At 60.9% G+C, this 16,167-nt stretch carries 21 protein-coding genes and 2 pseudogenes; 6 read left to right on the forward strand and 17 right to left on the reverse strand.

Features of this window, described 5'->3' with window-relative positions:
* Positions 1–76: 76 nt before the first annotated feature.
* The 7 genes and pseudogenes from ACESMT_RS14330 to ACESMT_RS14360 all read right to left on the reverse strand — a co-directional run.
* The gene (locus tag ACESMT_RS14330) at positions 77–613 is read right to left on the reverse strand and encodes a GrpB family protein (protein ID WP_372827269.1); all 537 of its coding nucleotides are present in this window, start codon (positions 611–613) and stop codon (positions 77–79) included.
* A 26-nt stretch (positions 614–639) separates the two neighbouring features.
* Positions 640–1,116 carry a hypothetical protein gene (locus ACESMT_RS14335; RefSeq protein ID WP_372827270.1) on the reverse strand — a complete coding sequence of 159 codons (477 nt, stop codon included), beginning with the start codon at positions 1,114–1,116 and terminating at the stop codon, positions 640–642.
* A complete protein-coding gene (locus ACESMT_RS14340) occupies positions 1,113–1,844 on the reverse strand; it encodes an alpha/beta fold hydrolase (RefSeq protein ID WP_372827271.1) in 732 nt (243 codons plus the stop codon). Before ACESMT_RS14340 ends, ACESMT_RS14335 begins: the two co-directional genes overlap by 4 nt.
* Complete coding sequence (locus tag ACESMT_RS14345) at positions 1,844–3,091, reverse strand: CaiB/BaiF CoA transferase family protein (protein WP_372827272.1); 1,248 nt, start codon at positions 3,089–3,091, stop codon at positions 1,844–1,846. Before ACESMT_RS14345 ends, ACESMT_RS14340 begins: the two co-directional genes overlap by 1 nt.
* Before the next feature lie 70 nt (positions 3,092–3,161).
* On the reverse strand, positions 3,162–4,448 hold the full coding sequence (locus ACESMT_RS14350) for a type II toxin-antitoxin system HipA family toxin (protein ID WP_372827273.1): 1,287 nt from the start codon (positions 4,446–4,448) through the stop codon (positions 3,162–3,164).
* Between the two features lie 2 nt (positions 4,449–4,450).
* On the reverse strand, positions 4,451–4,747 hold the full coding sequence (locus tag ACESMT_RS14355) for a helix-turn-helix domain-containing protein (protein ID WP_372827274.1): 297 nt from the start codon (positions 4,745–4,747) through the stop codon (positions 4,451–4,453).
* 135 nt (positions 4,748–4,882) lie between these two features.
* Positions 4,883–4,969, reverse strand: a pseudogene (locus ACESMT_RS14360) (CoA transferase); the annotation flags it as partial.
* 492 nt (positions 4,970–5,461) lie between these two features.
* Here ACESMT_RS14360 and ACESMT_RS14365 point away from each other — a divergent pair.
* Complete coding sequence (locus tag ACESMT_RS14365; protein WP_372827275.1) at positions 5,462–5,875, forward strand: TIR domain-containing protein; 414 nt, start codon at positions 5,462–5,464, stop codon at positions 5,873–5,875.
* Positions 5,872–6,843: a caspase domain-containing protein gene (locus ACESMT_RS14370; RefSeq protein WP_372827276.1), complete on the forward strand. Its 972-nt coding sequence runs from the start codon at positions 5,872–5,874 to the stop codon at positions 6,841–6,843. Before ACESMT_RS14365 ends, ACESMT_RS14370 begins: the two co-directional genes overlap by 4 nt.
* 86 nt (positions 6,844–6,929) lie before the next feature.
* On the opposite strand, the pseudogene ACESMT_RS14375 reads toward ACESMT_RS14370, so the two are convergent.
* From ACESMT_RS14375 to ACESMT_RS14385, 3 genes and pseudogenes are all read right to left on the reverse strand, one after another.
* Positions 6,930–7,061, reverse strand: a pseudogene (locus ACESMT_RS14375) (cyanate hydratase); the annotation flags it as partial.
* A gap of 55 nt (positions 7,062–7,116) precedes the next feature.
* Entirely contained in the window at positions 7,117–7,419 is a 303-nt protein-coding gene (locus ACESMT_RS14380; RefSeq protein WP_372827277.1) for a type II toxin-antitoxin system RelE/ParE family toxin, read from the reverse strand.
* On the reverse strand, positions 7,416–7,640 hold the full coding sequence (locus tag ACESMT_RS14385) for an addiction module protein (protein ID WP_372827278.1): 225 nt from the start codon (positions 7,638–7,640) through the stop codon (positions 7,416–7,418). The genes ACESMT_RS14380 and ACESMT_RS14385 overlap by 4 nt, the downstream gene beginning before the upstream one ends.
* Before the next feature lie 140 nt (positions 7,641–7,780).
* Between ACESMT_RS14385 and ACESMT_RS14390 the strand changes: the two genes are divergently transcribed.
* Complete coding sequence (locus tag ACESMT_RS14390) at positions 7,781–8,068, forward strand: BrnT family toxin (protein ID WP_372827279.1); 288 nt, start codon at positions 7,781–7,783, stop codon at positions 8,066–8,068.
* Entirely contained in the window at positions 8,065–8,289 is a 225-nt protein-coding gene (locus tag ACESMT_RS14395) for a BrnA antitoxin family protein (RefSeq protein ID WP_372827280.1), read from the forward strand. The genes ACESMT_RS14390 and ACESMT_RS14395 overlap by 4 nt, the downstream gene beginning before the upstream one ends.
* A 57-nt stretch (positions 8,290–8,346) precedes the next feature.
* Here ACESMT_RS14395 and cynS read toward each other — a convergent pair whose 3' ends face one another.
* The 7 genes from cynS to ACESMT_RS14430 form a co-directional block, all read right to left on the reverse strand.
* Positions 8,347–8,790: a cyanase gene (cynS, locus tag ACESMT_RS14400; RefSeq protein WP_372827281.1), complete on the reverse strand. Its 444-nt coding sequence runs from the start codon at positions 8,788–8,790 to the stop codon at positions 8,347–8,349.
* A gap of 52 nt (positions 8,791–8,842) precedes the next feature.
* Positions 8,843–9,289 (reverse strand): DUF1348 family protein, encoded by a 447-nt coding sequence (locus ACESMT_RS14405; RefSeq protein WP_372827282.1) that lies wholly within the window; start codon positions 9,287–9,289, stop codon positions 8,843–8,845.
* The gene (locus ACESMT_RS14410; RefSeq protein WP_372827283.1) at positions 9,286–10,194 is read right to left on the reverse strand and encodes an ABC transporter ATP-binding protein; all 909 of its coding nucleotides are present in this window, start codon (positions 10,192–10,194) and stop codon (positions 9,286–9,288) included. The genes ACESMT_RS14405 and ACESMT_RS14410 overlap by 4 nt, the downstream gene beginning before the upstream one ends.
* On the reverse strand, positions 10,184–11,050 hold the full coding sequence (gene ntrB / locus ACESMT_RS14415; protein ID WP_372827284.1) for a nitrate ABC transporter permease: 867 nt from the start codon (positions 11,048–11,050) through the stop codon (positions 10,184–10,186). The genes ACESMT_RS14410 and ntrB overlap by 11 nt, the downstream gene beginning before the upstream one ends.
* A gap of 163 nt (positions 11,051–11,213) precedes the next feature.
* Positions 11,214–12,617 (reverse strand): CmpA/NrtA family ABC transporter substrate-binding protein, encoded by a 1,404-nt coding sequence (locus tag ACESMT_RS14420; protein ID WP_372827285.1) that lies wholly within the window; start codon positions 12,615–12,617, stop codon positions 11,214–11,216.
* A gap of 146 nt (positions 12,618–12,763) precedes the next feature.
* Positions 12,764–13,423, reverse strand: a complete 660-nt coding sequence (locus ACESMT_RS14425; protein WP_372827286.1) for a response regulator — start codon at positions 13,421–13,423, stop codon at positions 12,764–12,766.
* Between the two features lie 23 nt (positions 13,424–13,446).
* On the reverse strand, positions 13,447–14,670 hold the full coding sequence (locus ACESMT_RS14430) for a PAS domain S-box protein (protein ID WP_372827287.1): 1,224 nt from the start codon (positions 14,668–14,670) through the stop codon (positions 13,447–13,449).
* 145 nt (positions 14,671–14,815) lie between these two features.
* On the opposite strand from ACESMT_RS14430, the gene ACESMT_RS14435 reads away from it, so the two are divergent.
* Positions 14,816–15,394, forward strand: a complete 579-nt coding sequence (locus tag ACESMT_RS14435; protein ID WP_372827288.1) for a hypothetical protein — start codon at positions 14,816–14,818, stop codon at positions 15,392–15,394.
* A partial coding sequence (locus ACESMT_RS14440; protein ID WP_372827289.1) for an MFS transporter occupies positions 15,391–16,167 on the forward strand: 777 nt, incomplete at its 3' end. The genes ACESMT_RS14435 and ACESMT_RS14440, both read left to right, overlap by 4 nt.

A 16,167-nucleotide genomic window follows, 5' to 3' on the forward strand; every position in this document is an offset into this window, starting at 1 on the left:
CCCCAGCCCTTGCCTGTCGGGTGCAAGCAGCTATCAAAAACAGAGCAACACAATCGCTGGCCGAGCCGCAGCAGGCTCAGCCTGGGGCCACCACCGAGCGAACAAATTCCGCCTTGGCGCTGGTGTAGGCCTCCCTGTCGTCGGGGTGACGCAAGGCCAGCTCGGCCTTGAGTGCGGCGTAAGCCGCCGCCAGCACCGGGTCGGCGCGCAGGGCGTCGCGAAAGCGCAGGTGCTGCGCCCATGCCGGGCTGCCATGAACCACCACATGCAGGTGGTGGGTGCGGTGCCCGTCCGCCCAGCGCATGAACCACTGACGGTCGCTCAGCGCGGCGTTGAATTCGGCCGACGTGGTGTAAGCCGCGTCCAGCAGCACCGGGCTGAGCGAGCGGGCCTCGGCCATGGAGGCCACGCCGGCCAACATGTCAATGACCGGTTTGGCTATCAGGCCGGGCACGGCCGTGCTACCGATGTGTTCGATGTCGATAAAGCTCAGCGGAAGCAACCCTAGCAGGCGGTCCCGCTCGGCCACAAACATCGCCGGCCAGGCGCCGTTGTACGCCTGCAGGTTCACTTCCTCGTGGATGGCGGCCTGCAGGGACTCGGCCTTGTTCATGGTGCGTGTTGCTGCGGGCCGGGCGTCTAGCGGGCCAGCGCCTTGCGCGCCGTTGCCAGCCGATCGTCCAGGTAGGCGCCGTAGAAGTCATTGGAGCCCAGCCCGACCAAGCGTTCTGCCAGCTCCTGGCCCGTCGGGCCGAGAAACAGCACCGTTGGCGTGAAGCCGGCCTTCCAGGCTGCAATTTGCGCGGCGGCCGTGGTCGCCTTGCCGTCGAAGCCGACCAGCGGCGTGCTGCGGTCGCTGATGTTGAGCTGCCAGGCCTGCAGGCCAGACTCGTTGCGCGCCGGCAGCAGGTAGTTGCGCCGCACCACCTCGCAATACGGGCAGCCGGGCAGGCTGACCAGAATGACCAGCGGCTCTTTTTTGGTGGCTGCCGTTTGCGCCGCACCCGGCAGCGAGGCCGGCACCGGCAGGGCGGTGTCTTTCGCCAGCGCCAGCGTTGGCAGCAGCAGGCCACCCGCCAGCGCAGCCGTGAAGTGGCGGCGGCCCAGCGTGTTCATGCGGCGCAGGCCATCAGTATTTTTGCCAAGGCGGCGGGCTCGCTGATCATCGGGTCGTGGCCGGTCTTGATCTCGACGATCCTGGAATTGGGCAGCCAGGCGCCGTCCCAGAACTTCGCATCCTTCACGCGCAGACGGCTCGGCTCTATGGTGGCCAGCGCCGGCTGCGTGCAGTTGACAAAGGTGCGCGGAATCGCGGCGACGCGCTGCACATCAAAGTTCAGCGGCGCCTGGTAGGTGTTGCCGGGGTGCGGCGTTTGCCGGCGCTTGACCCAGGCGTGGTCGGCGTCAATCAGGCCAAACACTTCCGGGTCGGGTGGCGGAAAGCTGAAGCGCGTTGTCGACTGCGCGGCCGACAGCCGCTGCTGCTGCGCCGCCGTTGACTGCGTGCTGCTCCAGCTTTCTCCGGGTTTGGGGACCACCGCATCGACATAGACCAGGTGTTTGAGGTGTTTACCCAGCCGGTCTGCGACTGCGGTGCCAATCATGCCGGCGTAGGAGTGCACGGCCAGAATGACGTCGTGCAGCTCTTCCACCTCAATGGCGCTGATCACGTCGTCAATGTGGGTGTCCAGCGTGATGCTTGGCGAGAGCAGGTGAGCGCGTTCGCCCAGGCCAGTCAGCGTGACGGCATGCACGCGGTGCCCCTGCGCCTGCAGCGCAGCAGTGACGCGTTGCCAGCACCAGCCGCCGTGCCAGGCGCCATGTACCAGTACAAAATTTGCCATCAGATCACCTCTTTGCGTTTCAGGTCAGACAATTGCGCGTCGGAGTAGTTCAACACATCGCGCAGCACCTCTTGCGTGTGCTGGCCCAGCAGTGGCGGCGGTAGCCCGCCGTGGCTTGGCGTGCGTACCGGCGTGGCGCTCAGTTTGATCGGGCTGGAGACCAGACGCAAGTCGCGTTTGAACGGGTGTTCCCACTGCGTGACCATGCCGCGCTCGGCGATCTGCGGGTCGGCAAACACCTCACCCAGGTGGTTGATCGCGCCGCAAGGCACCTTGGCCGCCTCCAGCGCCGCCAGCCAGTCGGCCTTGGTGCGTGTGCGCATCACCGCCTCCAGCAGCGGCACCAGCACCACGCGGTTGCGCACGCGGTCGCGGTTCTTCGTGTACTGCGGGTCGCTCGCCAGCTCGGGCCGGCCCGCCACTGCGCAAAACTTGGCGTACTGGCTGTCGTTGCCCACGGCCAGAATCAAATGGTCTTTGTTGCCGTCAGCCGAGGGCGCCACTTCAAACACCTGGTAAGGCACGATGTTCTGGTGTGCATTGCCCGCGCGGCCCGGCACAGAGCCGCTGACCAGATAGTTGGCGCCGAGGTTGGCCAGCATCGCGACCTGTGTGTCCAGCAGCGCCATGTCCACCTGCTGGCCCTCGCCGGTTTTTTCGGCATGGCGCAGCGCGGCGAGTATGGCAACGGTGGCGTACATGCCCGTCATCAGGTCAGACACCGCCACACCCACTTTTTGCGGCCCGCCACCCAGGTCGTCACGCTCGCCCGTCACACTCATCAGCCCGCCCATGCCCTGAATCGCGTAGTCATAACCCGCGCGCTCGGCATACGGGCCGGTTTGGCCAAAGCCCGTGACCGAGCAGTAAACGAGTTTCGGATTTATCTTCTTCAGTGATTCGTAATCGAGCCCGTAACGCGCCATGTCGCCAACCTTGAAGTTCTCGACAAACACATCGCAGTGTTTCACCAGATCTCGGATCAGCGCCTGGCCTTCGGGCTTGGCAATGTCGCAGGTGACCGAGCGCTTGTTGCGATTCGTGCCCAGGTAATAAGCCGCCTCGGCGGTATCAGTCCCCGCACTGTCCTGCAAAAACGGCGGCCCCCAAGTGCGCGTGTCGTCGCCAGTACAGGGGCGTTCAATCTTGATCACGTCGGCCCCAAGGTCAGCCAGCGTCTGGGTACACCAGGGGCCCGCGAGCACGCGGGAGAGATCAAGGATGCGGATGCCGTCCAGGGAGTTCATGGGGGTATTTTGCTTTTTAGCTTTAGCTCAAGGTGGCAGAAAGAGGTCTACACGAAAAAGGTCGCGGGATTTATCGTCGATGTCGCCTGTCTGGTCTGGCGGAAGCTGCTTCAGCTGCCTTGTAAATAGCTTCTGGGTTTTCAGCCAGCGCGTGACTTAGCTTAAACGCCGGGGAAACATATTCAATGGCATCAGCATCAACATTCACCGCGGACATTCGTTTTGCCCACTCGCTTGCAATCAAGGTCGCAGCCCGAGTCAGCCAAGCCACCGCGCTTTCCATATCCAGTTCGAAGTGGCTCGCTGATCGCAGCAGACGCTCCGGCGTGCACTCACGACTTCCGTACTCGTCGCATGCAAGGCTCAATAGCCCGGCCGCTTTTGGCTGTGGCGTCATATCGAACGCAGGAGACAAGCGCCAGACGCCGTTGGACAAAATAAATGCGTGATTGCGTGGGTGATCGTCGGTATTGCCGACCAAAGCGTTGAACGTCATCCTGCGCCACAGCTCATGAAGGTCTTCGACGTGTCCGGCCTTTGGTTGCCAGCGCCTGAGCATATCGGCGATCACCAGGTAAGAGCGGCGCGGGTTATCGTGATCGCCTGATCCATCCAGGCCAAGGATGGTGTGTGCGCTGGCGCAGTGCATCCGTGTGGGTTTGAATGGACTGCCCCCTCGATCAAATCGCTCGATCAGGTAAACCTTTCGCTTCTCGTCGCCCAGAAGCTGGATTTTGGGAACCGAAAGGCCAGCTTCTCGCGCGAGATCCATCACCACGAATTCTTTTGCCGGCAGATGAGGAACATCGCCTCGGTCTTGCACCTTTGCCAGCCATAAACGTTGGCCATCCTGAACGGTGATTTTGGGTCTTTCTCCTCCAGCACTGGTCGATTCGTCTTCAAGCAGTCGTCGGATCGCCCGACTCGCAGGCGCAGTGTCCTCCAGCTCCCCGATCACATCCATCAGATCTTTGATCGCGGGGGGGCGCCATGTGGCAATTTTTCGCTCTATATCGGCGCAGACCTCTATGGCTCCGGCGCCATCAGCCAGGCCTGCCTGCAATAACTCCAGGACGTTCAGTTCCCGTTTTGCCACCGCGTTCAAGCGGTCGGCTCCGTAGCCCGCAGGTGCAGCATCCAGAATGACGCCTGGGATACCACTGTTTGATTGAACTGACGTACCTTTGATGCGCTTGGTAAACGGAAGTACAACAGGGTCCAGTGCGACGGCGTCGGGCCTGCCCATGTACGCCGGCGTATACCTCACGACACCGCGATCCTTTTCAAGCTCGAAATCCCCCGTGAGCGTAGGCTCCGTGGCATCAGGCAGCCAAGTCCAGATGGGGGTCGAGGTCATGATCAGCCTCGCGCCCTCTGGGGTAGTTTGCGGATAGCTTGCTCGGTGAACCGAGGATCCTTATGCGGGTCCAGGACCTCATCCAGCTGCCCCAGAAGCCCCAATGTTTCCATGACCTTGGCCAAAGCGCCCACACTCACCCCCGGCTTTCCCGCTTCAATGTCTACCACCGTACTCAGACCAAGGTCCGCAGCGCGTGCGAGATCCGTCTGTGTCATTTCGCGGACGCGCCTTGCCTGTGAGATGCGCGACCCCAACTCATTGAGAGCAATTTTCGGTAAAACAGGGAATGGTTTCATCAACTTGGATACGCATTTAATATTCCTATAAGAACAATTATATGCCTATAAATATTCTCAAGGGAATATCGAAAAGTCTGGCATTCGATCCTGACCTGTAGCCTTGGGCGTGTCGTCGCCGGTGCCCCGTCAACCGATCTTGATCCCGTAGGCGCCCAAGTCGGCCAGCGTCTGGGTACACCAGGGGCCCGCAAGCACGCGGGAGAGGTCGAGAATGCGGATGCCTGCCGTCTAGGGAGTTCATGGGGGGATTTTGCCGCCTGCCCTTGCGGGCCTTTTGAAGCGGCGCGCTTGCGACAACCCTGTTACCCGACATAGGAGTCGCGCGGGCGATGGACGGCACGGGGCGGCCCGCCTAGATTTTTCCACCACGCCCTGCTTTGGAGTCGCATCGATACCTGTGTGGAGAAAGTCTTCCTCGCAGAAAATCCGGATGCCAATGTCGCTGCGCGCCCTAGCAGCAACGTCCGACAGAACCTCATCAGCAGTAGATGAGCCTAGGGAATACACGCTCCTCCGAATGTAGGATGCGCAGATTCCAATGACAGCCTAAGCTAGGATTAAATTTGATGAGATGACTTGAGCCTTGCACTGAGCCAGCGCATCCGAGGATACCTAAGGCCGTCATGGAGGCGCGGTCTAACGGTACATACACCATGCAACTCTGCGCTCATAGTGAATTTTCAATCTGAAATTTTTAACCAAGGAAAAATCATGGCCGAGCCCCGCGCTTTTATCAGCTTCGACGTTGACCATAACCGTGATCACAAGCTCCTTTTTGCAGGACAAGCTTGGCATTCAAAAACGCCGTTCTCTCATGAAGACTGGTCGGCCAAGGCCCCCATGCTGCAATCTGAGTGGGAGGCGCTTGTGAGAGCCAAAATCAATATGACGCATTTCATGATCGTATTAGTAGGCAGGCATATGGCCACAGCTACTGGCGTTGATAAAGAAATCGCCATGGCAAAAGCACTGAACGTTCCAATCTTTGGCGTATATGTGGATGGAGCCACGTCAATAAGCACGCTACCTTCGGGCCTAGCCAGAAATCGCGTTATTACTTGGACATGGGACGGGATCGCAACCGCTGTGACGCAGATGACGAGCGAAGGTAAGAACAAATCATGAAAAAGGCGCTTGTTGTGGGGATTAACTACTATCCCGATGTAGGGCCTCTATACGGCTGTGTTAACGACGCCTATGCTGTTAGTCAAGTGCTCATGCGGCACATGGATGGCCAGTTGAATTTCGATGTGAAGCTGGTTACGGCGGTGGACGCAAATACAGCGATTAGCAGAAAACAATTGAAAGATGACGTAGCGGCGCTGTTTGCTGACGACAGCGAAGTGGCTCTTTTTTACTTCGCCGGCCATGGGCACGTCGAGGATGCTGGTGGTTACTTGGTCACCTCGGATTGCGCGGATGGGGATGACGGCCTTCCCCTTGAGGAACTGCTTAATTTTGCAAATGGATCCAAAGCCAAGAACAAAATACTCATTCTCGATAGCTGTCACTCAGGCGTCGCAGGAACACCTAAATCTCTAGGTGACAAGGCTCTTCTGAGCGAAGGCATGACCATTCTGACCGCGTCAAGCAAAGATCAATACGCCCAAGAAGTCAACGGCTCAGGAGTGTTCACTTCATTATTTGTAGATGCATTGAACGGAGGCGCCGCGAACCTGTTAGGCGACATAACTCCTGGCAGTATCTACGCCCATATTGACCAGTCGTTAGGTGCCTGGGAACAACGACCCATATTTAAAACTAACGTCAAAGCATTCACTTCGCTGCGCAAAGTTGCACCGCCAATTCAACTAACCGACTTAAAGCAAATAACCGAGCTGTTCCAAACTCCAGGTTCAGATTTTTCGCTAGACCCCAGCTTTGAGCCACAACCACCCGCTCCTAATCATGGAATAGCTCCAGATCCAGAAAACAATAGAAAATTCGCTATCCTTCAAAAGTTGAATCGCCTTAATCTCGTCAAGCCCGTAGGCGAAGATCACATGTATTTCGCGGCCATGAATTCAAAACCTTGCCGACTTACGGTCTTGGGCGAACACTACTGGAATCTGATATCAAAAGGTCGGATATAGGTTCAGGGCTGGCAGCGTTTAGAAGTCACGCTATCTCCGCTTTTTGCAATCGATTGCCTCAGCGAACACTGGGCACAAACGCAACATCAGTAAGTCTTGTACGGCAAAAACTTGCCCGACAACACCACATTGACCCGGTCTCCCTTGGGCTCGGGCGTGCGCACGATGTCCATCGAGAAATCAATCGCGCTCATGATGCCGTCGCCTAACTCTTCGTGGGGTACAAAGGGCGCAGGTCTCTCACCTGGCATATTCTCAGTGCTCCCCATCCCGTCAGCGTCTGACCGCTCGCCAGTAGTTCGGCCTGCGTCGATGGTGGGCAACAGCCATGACCGTCACGGTGCTGCCAATCACGTCGTAGAACACAGAATACGGAAATCTCTTCAGCACACGGTTGCGGTTTCCGTCCTCGTCAGCAGGTCTGCTCAGCGGGGCATCCGCAATGTGTTCAATGATGTCGAACACCTCTGCGCGAAAGCCGTCGGCAGCCAGCGTATTCTTCTCGCGGTACCAAAAAATGGCATCGGAGATGTCGCTCTCCGCTGCTGGAGCGAGAACGACGATGAAGGCGCTCACAGATCGTTCAGGCGGGACCGGGCTTCGGCCCAGGGCACTGCTAGTGCCGCCCCAGATCGCAAGTCATTTTTGCGCTGGCGAATCTCGTTGGCCCAAGCCCTGGAAACAGTGGCTGCGTCTTCGCCGTCCAGGCTGTCGAGCAGCGCAATCACCACCGCCGAACGTTCGTCCGGTGCAAGCGCAAGGGCTTCGTCAATGAGGTGATCAACACGGGCATTCATGGGTCGCAGTCTAGCAGTTTCGGCCTGGCAGCGCGCGCCCTCGTACCAGCGGTAGATCAGTGGGCGGGTGGGCGCCGACATAGGCAATGAGCTCAAAATTGGCGCCTTGACGCAGAAAAAGTCATCCCTACAATGTATGGATGATTGAGTTCGAGTGGGATACGTCCAAAGCTGCGGCAAACCTCAAGAAGCATCATGTCTCTTTTGAGGACGCCAAGTCGGTCTTCTACGATGAGTTTGCCGTGCAGTTCTTCGATGAAGAGCATTCATCAGAAGAAGAACGCTTCCTGATGTTGGGCATGAGCTCTGTGGCCAAGCTGCTCATCGTCTGTCATTGCGAGCGCGAACAGGGTGCGGTCATCTGGATCATTTCGGCCCGCAAAGCAAGCAAGCGCGAAAGCGCGTTTTACCAAGGTGGCAAACCATGAAAGCTGAATACGACTTGTCAAAGTTGAAGTCTCGCAAAAATCCATACGCCTCAAAATTGAAAAAATCCGTCACCATGCGCCTGTCGCAGGACGTGGTGGAGTATTTCAAAGGCATGGCTGAGGAGGCTGGCGTCCCCTACCAGAGCCTGATCAATTTGTACCTCCGCGACTGCCTTGCAAAAAGTCGCAAGGTGCAAATAAATTGGCCTCAAGGGGCATAGCCCCCTGGCTCAACTGGCCGGTTGGTCAAGGCCAAGCCGTTGGACCGGCCCGGCGTATTAATACTGCTTGTACGGCAAAAACTTGCCCGACAACACCACGTTCACGCGGTCACCCTTGGGGTCGGGCGTGCGCACGATGTCCATCGAAAAATCAATCGCGCTCATGATACCGTCGCCGAATTCTTCGTGGATCAGTTCCTTGATCGTTGTGCCGTACACGCTGACGATTTCGTACCAGCGGTAGATCAGCGGGTCGGTCGGAATCGGTGTTGACAGTGAGCCTTTGTACGGCACCACCTGCAACCATTTCTGCTCTTCGGCATTGAGCCCGAAAATCTTGCCGATGATCTTGGCCTGTTTCTCGTCGAAGGTCATCTGGCCGAGACAACCGGCTGTGACCCACTCCTTGCTGAGGCCGACCTTTTTAGCCACCGCTTCCCAGGTGAGGCCCTTGGATACTTTGGCGGTGATGATTTTTTCGGTGACTTCCATGCGGTTCATGCGGTTTGCTCCTGTGTTTGAAAAATTGAAGATAGAAAAAAAGGCTTGAAGTTCAGGGCGCGACGGGACGCGGCCAGTGGAATTTGCGGTCGGCTTGTTGAATGGGCACGTCGTTGATGCTGGCCTCGCGGCGGCGCATCAAACCCAGTTCGTCAAACTCCCACTGCTCGTTGCCATGGGATCGGAACCAGAAGCCGGCGTCGTCGTGCCATTCGTACTCGAAGCGCACCGAGATGCGGTTGTCGGTGAAGGCCCAGAGTTCCTTCTTGAGCCGGTAGTCCAGTTCCTTGGCCCACTTGCGTTTGAGAAATTCGCGGATCATGGGCCGGCCCGAGAAGAAGTCGGCGCGGTTGCGCCAGACCGAGTCTTCGGTGTAGGCCAGCGCCACGCGGTCCGGGTCGCAACTGTTCCAGGCGTCTTCGGCCTTCTGCACTTTTTCTTTCGCGGTTTCCAGCGTGAACGGTGGTAGCGGCGGGCGCGGGGCTTCCGTGGCGCTCATGCGACGGCTCTCAGAGTGGCGGAGGCCGTCGCGTTGGCCAGCACGCCGCGGCCGGGCTCCACGGTTGGCGGATGCGCCGGTGCCCGGCCATGCGACAGGTCTTTGGAGCGCGCCACCAGAAAGTCCACCAGGTGGTTGCGCAGCGGGTAGTACTGCGGGTCGTGGTGCACGGTGGCGCGCTGGCGGTCGCGCGGCATGGTGTTGCGCACAACCTCGGCCACGCGCGCCTGCGGGCCGTTGCTCATCAGCAGAATCTTGTCGGCCAGCAGCACGGCTTCGTCCACGTCGTGCGTGATCATGAAAACCGTCTGGTGCGTCTCGCGCACGATGGCCAGCAGCTCGTCCTGGATGGTGCCGCGTGTCAGCGCGTCCAGCGCGCCGAAGGGCTCGTCGAGCAGCAGCATCTTGGGCTCGATGGCGAAGGCGCGCGCAATACCGACACGCTGCTTCATGCCGCCGGACAACGCTGCGGGTTTTTTGTCGATGGCGCCCGACAGACCGACCAGGTCCACGTATTTCTGCACATGGGCATCGACCTGGGCCGAGGTCCAGTCCGGCCATTTGGAGCGCACCGCGAAGGCGATGTTCTTGCGCACGCTGAGCCAGGGCATGAGCGCGTGGCCCTGAAAAACAACGCCGCGCTCCAGGCTGGGGCCGGCGACCTCGCGGCCGTCCATGAAAACATGGCCGGCGCTGGCGGTCTCCAGCCCTGCCAGTACGTTGAGGATGGTGGTTTTGCCGCAGCCCGAGTGCCCGATGATGCAGACAAACTCGCCGCGCGCAATGCTGAAGTTGACCTCGTCGAACACCGGCTCGGTGGTACCCGGGTAGGACTTGGCCAGGCCTTCGACCTGCAAAAACGGTCGCTCCGTCGCAGCGCCTGGCACCGAGGACTTATTCAGCATAGGTCACCCATTTCTGCAACTGCGCAAACATCATGTCCAGCAGCATGCCCATCACGCCGATGACAACGATGGCAAATATCACGTTGGTGAGCGACAGGTTGTTCCATTCGTTCCAGACAAAGTAGCCAATGCCGGTGCCGCCCACCAGCATCTCGGCGGCCACAATCACCAGCCAGGCAATACCCATCGAGATGCGCATGCCGGTCAAAATGGTCGGTGCGGCGGCCGGCAGGATGACCAGAAAAGCCTTGCGCAGCGGCTTGACCTCCAGCGTCTTGGCGACGTTGAGCCACTCACGCTTGACGGCTGACACACCGAAGGCGGTGTTGATCAGCATGGGCCAGACCGAGCAGATGAAGATCACAAAAATGCCAGAAGCCGAGGAGTCCTTGATGGTGTACAGCGCCAGCGGCATCCAGGCCAGCGGCGAGATCGGCTTGAGCACCTGGATAAAGGGGTCTAGCGCGCGGCGCATCAGGGGCGACATACCAATCAGGAAACCGAGCGGAATGGCGACCAGGCAGGCCAGCAGAAAACCCAGGCCGACACGGGCCAGCGAATAGCCAAGCTGTATGCCGATGCCCTTGTCGTTGGGACCGTTGTCATAAAACGGGTCAGACAGTTGTTTCCACGCGGTCTGGCCCATTTGCAGTGGCGTCGGAAAGCCGCCGGCCTTGGCCGTGCCGGGGTCTTTGCCCAGCATCTTCAGGTATTCGGCCCGCTCGGCTGAAACGGCAGGCCCGGCTGCGCCGCCGGGGGGCGGCATGGTGGCGAGTTGCCAAGCCGCCAGAAACACCAGCAGCAGCAATACCGAGACCAGCGTGGCCTTGAAGTTCAGGGTTTTGAAGAAGTTCATTGGGTTGTCAGAGGTGTGCTGTGCCTGTTGGCGATGGCGCGAAGGCTTGTCACCCCGGACGCGATCCGGGGTCCATGCGTTAGCCGCAACGGTATGCCGTCATGGATTGCGGGTCAGGCCCGCAATGACAGAGTGCAGAAGCAAAAGGAAAAATCACAGGCGGTTAGCCCATCTTGTTGATGGCAAAGCTCTTGAGGTATTCGTCCGGCTTGGCCGCGTCAAACACCTTGCCCATGATGGTGAACTTGGGGTAGGCGCCCTCGGGCGGTTTCTGGCCGAGGTCGGTCATGCGTTTTTTGGCGTCGGTCAGCAAAAAGACTTTTTCGGCGATCTGCTTGTAGTTGATGTCGCCCTTGACGTAACCCCAGCGCTTCATCTGCGTGAGCATCCACACCGCCATCGACTGCCACGGGATCGGATCGAAGTCGGCGCGGTCTGGCACGGTCTTGATGTTGCCCAGGCCGTCGGCAAAACGGCCGGTCAACACCTGGGCCACCACGGTTTCGGGCTGATTCAGGTAGGCCTGCGGCGAGATCACCTTGGCGATCAGCTCACGGTTGTTCGGGTCGCGCGCCATGGCGGCGGCGGTCAACACCGAGCGGTACAGCGCAGCAAACGTGTTGGGGTTCTTCTGGATGAACTCGGTGGAGGTGCCAAAGGCGCAGCAGGGGTGGCCGTTCCACAAGTCCTTGGTCAGGATGTGCAGAAAGCCGATCTCCTCGTACACTGCGCGCTGGTTGAAAGGGTCGGGGCCGAGGTAGCCGTCGATGTTGCCGGCGCGCAGATTGGCCACCATTTCAGGCGGCGGCACCACGCGGATCTGGATGTCGGTGTCGGGGTTCAGGCCGGCCTCGGCCACGTAGTAGCGCAGCAAAAAGTTGTGCATGCTGAACTCAAAGGGCACCGCAAACTTGAAGCCCTTCCACATCTTGGGGTCGCGCTTGTCCTTGTGTTTGTTGGCCAGCGTGATGGCCTGGCCGTTGGTGTTCTGGATGGTTGCCACATTCATGGCCACCGGGTTGGAGCCCACACCCATCGACATCGCCAGCGGCATGGGTGACAGGAAGTGCGTGGCGTCGTACTCCTTGTTGATCATCTTGTCGCGGATCAGCGCCCAGCCTGCCGTCTTGACAACTTCGACGTTCAGGCCCTGCTTGCTGTAAAAGCCCAGCGGGTGCGCCATGATCAGCGGCGTGGCGCAGGTGATGGGGATGAAACCGATCTTGAGATTGGTTTTTTCAAGCTTGCCCTTGTCTTGCGCCATGGCCTGCATGGTGCCGACGGGCAGCACGCTCGCGATAGCGGCCATGGCCGTGCCCTTGCCGACGGCGCGCAGAAAGCGGCGGCGCACGGCGTCCTGCGGGAACAGGGCTTTGACCAGGGTGGCTTCAATGAATTCGTTGGAATACGCCTCGAACTCGCTCGTCAGGCTGCGGCTGCGCAGTTCGGCGGCGGCGCCGTCAGCGTTCATCGCCGGGTGGTGATCCGCCGGCGCGTGGTCGCCGCCGCAACTGCACTTGAGCATCAGGGGTCGGTCGGCGTCGTAGGGGGAGAAACGGTCAGACATGGCACGCACCTTTCAGTTGAAGAAGCATCCACCTTGCAAGGGGCGCGCCACTTTGCCGCCTTGGCCCGGGTCTGCCTGAAATGCGTTGTGTGTGGCATGACGCGGTGTAGGGCGCGCCCTACAAACCGCAGGCCTGAAGGCCGGGCTCAGACCGCCGGAGACGACCTGGCGTGCCTTTCAGCGTACAGCGCAAGCTCGACATCGTTCTTGACGCCGGTTTTTTCGAGGATGCGCAGACGGTAGGTGCTCACCGTGTTGGACGCCAGCCCGAGCTGTGCACCAATTTCGCCCACGGACTTGCCCGCCGTGAGCAGGCGAAACACCTGGTGCTCGCGGTGCGACAGGGCTTCGGCGCCGTTGCGCGCGCCGCCGCTGCCGACGGCACTCGCGAGCGCCTCGGCGGTGACGGCCGACACATACAGGCCGCCCGCCGCCACCTTGCGCACGGCCGCAATCATGTCGTCGGGGTGGGCGCTTTTGTTGAGGTAGCCGGCTGCGCCCAGCTTGATGCAGCGAACCGCGTACTGCTTCTCAGGATAGGTGCTGAGCATCAGCACCGGCAGGTCCGGCCAGGCTTTCTTGAGCGTCTGCAACACGTCCATGCCGTCGCGGCCTGGCAGGGCGATGTCGAGCAGCACGGCGTCCAGGCCGGCAGGCCCGCCCAGGGCCTCGACCTGCTGCAGGATGTCGGGGCCGGTCTCGGCTTCGGCCACCACGGTGATCTCGGGTGCGTCGGCCAGCACCTGTTTGAGGCCCTCGCGCACAATGCGGTGGTCGTCGCCTATCAGTATGTTGAGGGTGGCCATAGGTGCTGTGACGGTTGTAGTTGCTATGCTTTTGGTAGCTGTATGCGCAGGTGGAACAAGGCCCCGAGGCCGATTTGGCTTGTAATTTCAAGGCTGCCGCCGAGATGGCGCGCGCGTTCGCGCATGCCCATCACGCCGTAGGCATTGGCGGCTTCGAAGGCGCTGGCCTCGGCACCGCGGCCGTTGTCGCGCACGCTGATGCTGATGTCGTCAGCCGTGGCCCGGATGCGTATCGCGACCTGGCTGGCCTGTGCGTGCCGGCCCACGTTGCTGAGCATTTCCTGAAAGATGCGGAAAATTGCCATGGCCGAGGGCTCGGGCAGCGGCGCAGCCTGGTCCACGTCCATCTGCCAGTCGAGGGCGAGTTCGGCAGACTGCACAAACTCATGCGCCTGCCAGTCGAGTGCGGCCCACAAGCCCTGGTGGTCCAGGATGCTGGGCCGCAGGTCGGTGATGATGCGGCCTACGTTGTCGACGGCGGCTTCGATCAGCCGGCTCATGTTCTGGCACTTGGCCTGCATGGTGGACCGCATGGCCTGCGCGGCGATGGGCTCACGCTGCTGCTGCTCGCCCAGGCGCTTGTCGAGCCAGCCGACGTCCATCTTGAGCGCCACCAGCAGGCTGCCGAGTTCGTCATGCACCTCGCGGGCAATGCGGGTGCGCTCTTCCTCACGCACGGTGTGGGTGTAAGCCGAGAGTTCGCGCAGCTGCTGCAGTGCGCCTGCCAACGCCTGTGTGCGCTCACTGACACGCTGCTCCAGCACGTCGTTGGCATGGCGCAAGGCTTCCTCGGCCCGCTTGCGCGCCGAGATGTCCACAAAGGTGACCACCGCGCCTTGCACTACGCCGCCGTCCACGATGGGGTAGGACGAGTATTCGACCGCAAACGCGCTGCCGTCGCGGCGCCAGAACAACTCGGTGTCGATGCGGCAGGGCAGGGCCATGCGAAAGGCGTTGAAGATCGGGCACAAGCGCTCGGGGTAATGCGCGCCGTCGGCATGGCTGTGGTGGGCCAGCTCGTGCATGTTTTTGCCCAGCACGTCGGCGGGCGAAAACCCGAGCTGCTCGGCCCCGGCGCGGTTGATGAAGGTGCAGCGCCCATCCATGTCGATGCCAAAAATGCCTTCGCCGGTGGACTCCAGCAACTGCAACAGCTTGTCGCGCCAGAGCGGCTGGTCGGTGGCGGGCAGCCTGGCGCCCGCACGGGTAGGCGGGGGCGGCGGGACTTGGAGAAAAGGCGGGTCCATGCAGAACATGAAGCAAGCGGCATGCCCAGATTGGTGCGGAAGTTTGCCGGCAAGATGTTCCAGAAGGGTGCAAAGGTGCGGGACGCGCCGGTTTGGGTGGGCTCCAGCCCCCGGCTGGCGCATAAATGGCGGTAAAGTGCCGGGCATGCTTACGATTCCCGTTTCCCGCGCCACACGGGCTGTTTTTGTGGCGGCCGGTCTGGCCGGGCTGATGGCACTGGCTGCCTGCAACCCGACCTTCAACTGGCGCGAAGTCCGTCCCGACAACACCCCTTTGAGCCTGCTGTTGCCCTGCAAGCCGGACAAGGCTGAAAAAAGCGTGGCGCTGGCCGGCCAGTTGGCCCAGCTGCAGATGCAGGGCTGCGACGCGGGCGGCGCTACTTTCGCCGTGGCGGTGGCCACACTGGCCGACGTTTCCAGGGCGCAAGCTGCGCTGGCCGAATGGCAGCAACTGACACTTGTCAATATGAAGGCCGGCCCGGTGGGCACCGGCGCAGGCGGCACGCAGGTGGTGCCTTTCCGCCCGTCTGGCATGGTGGCTGGCCCGCCGGCACTCATGGTGAAGGCGCAGGGGAGCCGCGTTGACGGTCGCGCGGTGGCTGGACACGCCGCCTACTTTTCGCGCGGGGCGCAGCTGTTCCAGGTGGTGCTGTATGCCGATACGATCAACGCCGAGGTGGCAGAAACCTTTTTCTCCAGCCTCAAGTTTGAGCCGGTGCCATGACCGCAGCGCAGGCTGACACCCCTGGCTACCTCGACAAAAAAACAGGCATTCTTGTTTTTCTGGCATTTGCCGCCGCGTATTTCTGCTCGGCCCTGGTGCGGGCCATCACGGCCACCTTGTCGCCGGTGCTGACAGCGGAGTTTTCGCTCAATGCGCGCGACCTTGGCCTGCTGGCGGGCGGTTATTTCCTGGGTTTTGCGGCCATGCAGTTGCCGCTGGGCGCCTGGCTGGACCGCCACGGACCGAAACGCGTGATCCTGTGGTTTCTGGCGCTGTCGGTGATCGGTAGCCTGGCTTTTTCGCTGGCGACCAGTTTTGTCTGGCTGATGGCCGCGCGGGTGGTGGTGGGCATGGGGGTCAGCGCGTGCCTGATGGCGCCGCTGACGGGTTATCGTCGCTGGTACGAGCCAGCCACGCTGCTGCGGGCCAACTCGTGGATGCTGATGACGGCTTCGCTCGGCATGCTGGCCTCGACCCTGCCGGTGCAATGGCTGATGCCGCTGACCGGCTGGCGGCCGCTGTTCTGGATTCTGGCGGGGCTGATCCTGGTGTCCATGGCCGGCATCGCGTGGCTGGTGCCGCGCTGGGAGATGGCCCCCACGCTCCGCACTGACGTGTCGTCGCTGCCCCCCGAGGGGGCTGAACTTGCTCGGGGCGGCCCTTCGCTGCGTTCGTCGGCCCCCACGCTCCGCACTGACGTGTCGTCGCTGCCCCCCGAGGGGGCTGAACTTGCTCGGGGCGGCCCTTCGCTGCGTTCGTCGGCCCCCACGCTC

The sequence above is a fragment of the Polaromonas sp. genome, assembly GCF_041689105.1.
In the GTDB taxonomy this organism is placed as follows: Bacteria; Pseudomonadota; Gammaproteobacteria; order Burkholderiales; family Burkholderiaceae_C; genus Polaromonas.

Excerpts from the sequence above, each read along its gene's own strand:
- ACESMT_RS14330 (WP_372827269.1), bottom strand. The coding sequence starts at position 613 with ATGAACAAGGCCGAGTCCCTGCAGGCCGCCATCCACGAGGAAGTGAAC.
- ACESMT_RS14335 (WP_372827270.1), bottom strand. The coding sequence starts at position 1,116 with ATGAACACGCTGGGCCGCCGCCACTTCACGGCTGCGCTGGCGGGTGGC.
- ACESMT_RS14340 (WP_372827271.1), bottom strand. The coding sequence starts at position 1,844 with ATGGCAAATTTTGTACTGGTACATGGCGCCTGGCACGGCGGCTGGTGC.
- ACESMT_RS14345 (WP_372827272.1), bottom strand. The coding sequence starts at position 3,091 with ATGAACTCCCTGGACGGCATCCGCATCCTTGATCTCTCCCGCGTGCTC.
- ACESMT_RS14350 (WP_372827273.1), bottom strand. The coding sequence starts at position 4,448 with ATGACCTCGACCCCCATCTGGACTTGGCTGCCTGATGCCACGGAGCCT.
- ACESMT_RS14355 (WP_372827274.1), bottom strand. The coding sequence starts at position 4,747 with ATGAAACCATTCCCTGTTTTACCGAAAATTGCTCTCAATGAGTTGGGG.
- ACESMT_RS14365 (WP_372827275.1), top strand. The coding sequence starts at position 5,462 with ATGGCCGAGCCCCGCGCTTTTATCAGCTTCGACGTTGACCATAACCGT.
- ACESMT_RS14370 (WP_372827276.1), top strand. The coding sequence starts at position 5,872 with ATGAAAAAGGCGCTTGTTGTGGGGATTAACTACTATCCCGATGTAGGG.
- ACESMT_RS14385 (WP_372827278.1), bottom strand. The coding sequence starts at position 7,640 with ATGAATGCCCGTGTTGATCACCTCATTGACGAAGCCCTTGCGCTTGCA.
- ACESMT_RS14390 (WP_372827279.1), top strand. The coding sequence starts at position 7,781 with ATGATTGAGTTCGAGTGGGATACGTCCAAAGCTGCGGCAAACCTCAAG.
- ACESMT_RS14395 (WP_372827280.1), top strand. The coding sequence starts at position 8,065 with ATGAAAGCTGAATACGACTTGTCAAAGTTGAAGTCTCGCAAAAATCCA.
- cynS (WP_372827281.1), bottom strand. The coding sequence starts at position 8,790 with ATGAACCGCATGGAAGTCACCGAAAAAATCATCACCGCCAAAGTATCC.
- ACESMT_RS14405 (WP_372827282.1), bottom strand. The coding sequence starts at position 9,289 with ATGAGCGCCACGGAAGCCCCGCGCCCGCCGCTACCACCGTTCACGCTG.
- ACESMT_RS14410 (WP_372827283.1), bottom strand. The coding sequence starts at position 10,194 with ATGCTGAATAAGTCCTCGGTGCCAGGCGCTGCGACGGAGCGACCGTTT.
- ntrB (WP_372827284.1), bottom strand. The coding sequence starts at position 11,050 with ATGAACTTCTTCAAAACCCTGAACTTCAAGGCCACGCTGGTCTCGGTA.
- ACESMT_RS14420 (WP_372827285.1), bottom strand. The coding sequence starts at position 12,617 with ATGTCTGACCGTTTCTCCCCCTACGACGCCGACCGACCCCTGATGCTC.
- ACESMT_RS14425 (WP_372827286.1), bottom strand. The coding sequence starts at position 13,423 with ATGGCCACCCTCAACATACTGATAGGCGACGACCACCGCATTGTGCGC.
- ACESMT_RS14430 (WP_372827287.1), bottom strand. The coding sequence starts at position 14,670 with ATGGACCCGCCTTTTCTCCAAGTCCCGCCGCCCCCGCCTACCCGTGCG.
- ACESMT_RS14435 (WP_372827288.1), top strand. The coding sequence starts at position 14,816 with ATGCTTACGATTCCCGTTTCCCGCGCCACACGGGCTGTTTTTGTGGCG.